Raw genomic sequence first — 3,112 nt, 5'->3', positions numbered from 1 at the left:
CCCCGGCGGGTGCGCTGCCGCGCGGGCTTGTCGCCCTTGTCCGCCGCCTCGCCACCGGCCTCGGCCTGCTCGGCCTTGTCGACGGTGGGCTCGGTGTCGGCGGGACTACCGCCACCGGTGCCGCCCACGGCGCCGGTGGAGGGCGCCTCACCGGCGTCGGTGTCCTCGTCCTGCACGACGACCAGGCTGATCTTGCCCCGGCTGTCGATGTCGGCGATCTCGACCCGCAGCTTGTCCCCGACGTTGACGACGTCCTCGACCTTGTCGATGCGCTTGCCGTTGCCGAGCTTGGAGATGTGCACCAAGCCGTCCTTGCCCGGCAGCAGGGAGACGAACGCGCCGAAGGCGGCCGTCTTGACCACGGTGCCGAGGAACCGCTCGCCGACCTTCGGCAACTGCGGGTTCGCGATCGCGTTGATCTTGTCGATCGCCGCCTCGGCCGAGGGACCGTCGGCGGCTCCGACGTAGACGGTGCCGTCGTCCTCGATGGAGATGTCGGCGCCGGTCTCCTCGGTGATCGAGTTGATCATCTTGCCCTTCGGCCCGATCACCTCACCGATCTTGTCGACCGGGACCTTCACGCTGGTGACGCGCGGCGCGTACGGGCTCATCTCGTCGGGCGAGCCGATCGCCTCGTCCATCACGTCCAGAATGGTCAGCCGCGCGTCGCGGGCCTGGTTCAGCGCCCCGGCGAGCACGTCGGAGGGAATCCCGTCCAACTTGGTGTCGAGCTGAAGGGCGGTGATGACGTCCTTGGTCCCGGCGACCTTGAAGTCCATGTCGCCGAAGGCGTCCTCGGCACCGAGGATGTCGGTCAGCGCCACGTACTCGGTCTTGCCGTCGACCTCGTCGGAGACCAGGCCCATCGCGATGCCCGAGACTGGCGCACGCAGCGGCACGCCCGCGTTGTAGAGGCTCATCGTGGACGCGCACACCGAGCCCATCGAGGTGGAGCCGTTGGAGCCGAGCGCCTCGGAGACCTGGCGGATGGCGTACGGGAAGTCGTCCCGTTTGGGCACCACCGGCACCAGCGCCCGCTCGGCCAGCATCCCGTGGCCGATCTCGCGCCGCTTCGGCGTGCCGACACGGCCGGTCTCGCCGGTGGAGAACGGCGGGAAGTTGTAGTGGTGCAGGTAGCGCTTCGACGTCTCCGGCGACAGCGTGTCGAGCTGCTGCTCCATGCGCAGCATGTTCAGCGTGGTGATGCCCAGGATCTGGGTCTCCCCACGCTCGAACAACGCCGAGCCGTGCGCCCGGGGCACCACGGCCACCTCGGCGGCGAGCTGCCGGATGTCGGTCAGGCCGCGCCCGTCGATGCGCACCTTGTCGCGCAGGATGCGCTGGCGGATCAGCTTCTTGGTCAGGTCGCGGAACGCCGCGCCGACCTCCTTGTCGCGCCCCTCGAACGCCTCACCCTCGCCGACGCCGACGCGCTCGAGCACCAAGGCCTTGACCTCGTCGACCGCGTCGTCACGCTCCTGCTTGCCCGGCAGCGCCAGAGCCCGGGTCAGCTCGTCGGTGGCCAGCGCGGCGACGGCGTCGTAGGCGTCGGGCTGGTAGGCGGGGAACAGCGGGTAGTCCCCGGTCGGCTTGGCGGCGGCATCGGCCAGACGCTGCTGGGCCTCGCACAGCGCGCGGATGAACGGCTTCGCCGCGTCCAGGCCCTCGGCCACCGTGGTCTCGGTGGGGGCGGTGGCGCCGTCCGCGATGAGGTCGAGGGTGTTCTCGGTGCCCTCCGCCTCGACCATCATGATCGCGACGTCCTCGGGGCGGTCCCCGACGACACGGCCCGCGACCACCATGTTGAAGGTCGCGTGCTCCAACTGCGACCAGGTCGGGAAGGCCACCCACTGATCCTCGATCAGCGCGACGCGCACGCCGCCGATCGGGCCGGAGAACGGCAGGCCGCCGATCTGGGTGGAGGCCGACGCCGCGTTGATCGCGAGCACGTCGTAGGGGTCCTCCGGGTGCAGGCTCTGCACCGTGATCACGACCTGGATCTCGTTGCGCAGGCCGTCGGCGAACGACGGCCGCAACGGCCGGTCGATCAGTCGGCAGGTCAGCACCGCGTCCGTGGACGGCCGCCCCTCGCGGCGGAAGAACGCACCGGGGATGCGCCCCGCCGCGTACATGCGCTCCTCGACGTCCACCGTGAGCGGGAAGAAGTCGAGCTGTTCCTTGGGCTGCTTGGAGGCGGTGGTCGCCGACAGCAGCATCGTCTCGTCGTCCAGATAGGCCACGACCGAGCCGGCGGCCTGCTTGGCCAGCCTGCCCGTCTCGAAGCGGACCGTGCGCTTACCGAACCGGCCGTTGTCCAGGACGGCTTCCGTCTCGTGCACGGCGTTGCCGCTTGCCTCAGTCATGAAAGTGTTACTCCTCGTGCGTGATGGGCCGCGCATCCCCCGCCCTTCGGGGGCACGCCCGAGGTACGAGGCCGGCCATCGATCGAAGCCGACGGGAGTCTTCTCCCCCGGCGGCCACTACCGAGGACCGGCTGTGGCGTCCCCGCGCGCTGGTGCGCCCTCGCCCGTGTTCGTTTCTCTTGTACCGAGGGGGAGCGACCCGGCGGGTCACTCCCCCTCGACGTCTCTCACCGGCGCAGGCCGAGCCGCTGAATCAGCGAACGGTACCGCGCGATGTCGACCCGCATCACGTAGTTGAGCAGTCGGCGACGACGGCCGACCAGCAGCAACAAGCCGCGACGGGAGTGGTGATCGTGCTTGTGCATCTTGAGATGCTCGGTGAGGCCGATGATCCGCTTCGTCAGCAGGGCCACCTGGGCCTCGGGCGATCCGGTGTCGGAGTCGTGCAGTCCGTACTCGGACAGGATCGCCTTCTTCTCGTCGGTGGACAGAGCCACGCGTCAACTCCTCGGGTCGTGTGCCGTGTCGGTGTGTCTACGGTGCCGGCCGCCACGGACCGCAGCCGGACTCAACTGTCGAGGATATCAGTACCGTCGCCGTCGGGACCGGTGCACGCGGGTCCCGACGGCGCGTCGAGCCCGAACCGGGCCACCGGCGTGTAGCGGGGCCCCGACCCGGGCGCCGGTCCGGGGTCGCTGCGCAGCAGCACGACCTCCGTCGCCGTCCACTCCGGCCCGACGAACGCGGCG

At 70.1% G+C, this 3,112-nt stretch carries 2 protein-coding genes and 1 pseudogene; all 3 read right to left on the bottom strand.

What is annotated here, in order from left to right; genetic code table 11:
• A partial coding sequence (locus SACSA_RS0110990) for a polyribonucleotide nucleotidyltransferase (RefSeq protein ID WP_028661777.1) occupies positions 1–2,363 on the bottom strand: 2,363 nt, incomplete at its 3' end.
• Positions 2,364–2,590: 227 nt separating this feature from the next.
• Entirely contained in the window at positions 2,591–2,860 is a 270-nt protein-coding gene (gene rpsO, locus SACSA_RS0110985; RefSeq protein WP_019815870.1) for a 30S ribosomal protein S15, read from the bottom strand.
• 71 nt (positions 2,861–2,931) lie between these two features.
• Positions 2,932–3,112 (bottom strand): annotated as a pseudogene (locus SACSA_RS26050) (hypothetical protein); the annotation flags it as partial.

Origin of the sequence: Saccharomonospora saliphila YIM 90502, assembly GCF_000383795.1 — a bacterium.
In the GTDB taxonomy this organism is placed as follows: domain Bacteria; phylum Actinomycetota; class Actinomycetes; order Mycobacteriales; family Pseudonocardiaceae; genus Saccharomonospora; species Saccharomonospora saliphila.
This window is presented reverse-complemented; position numbering and strand designations above follow the sequence as displayed.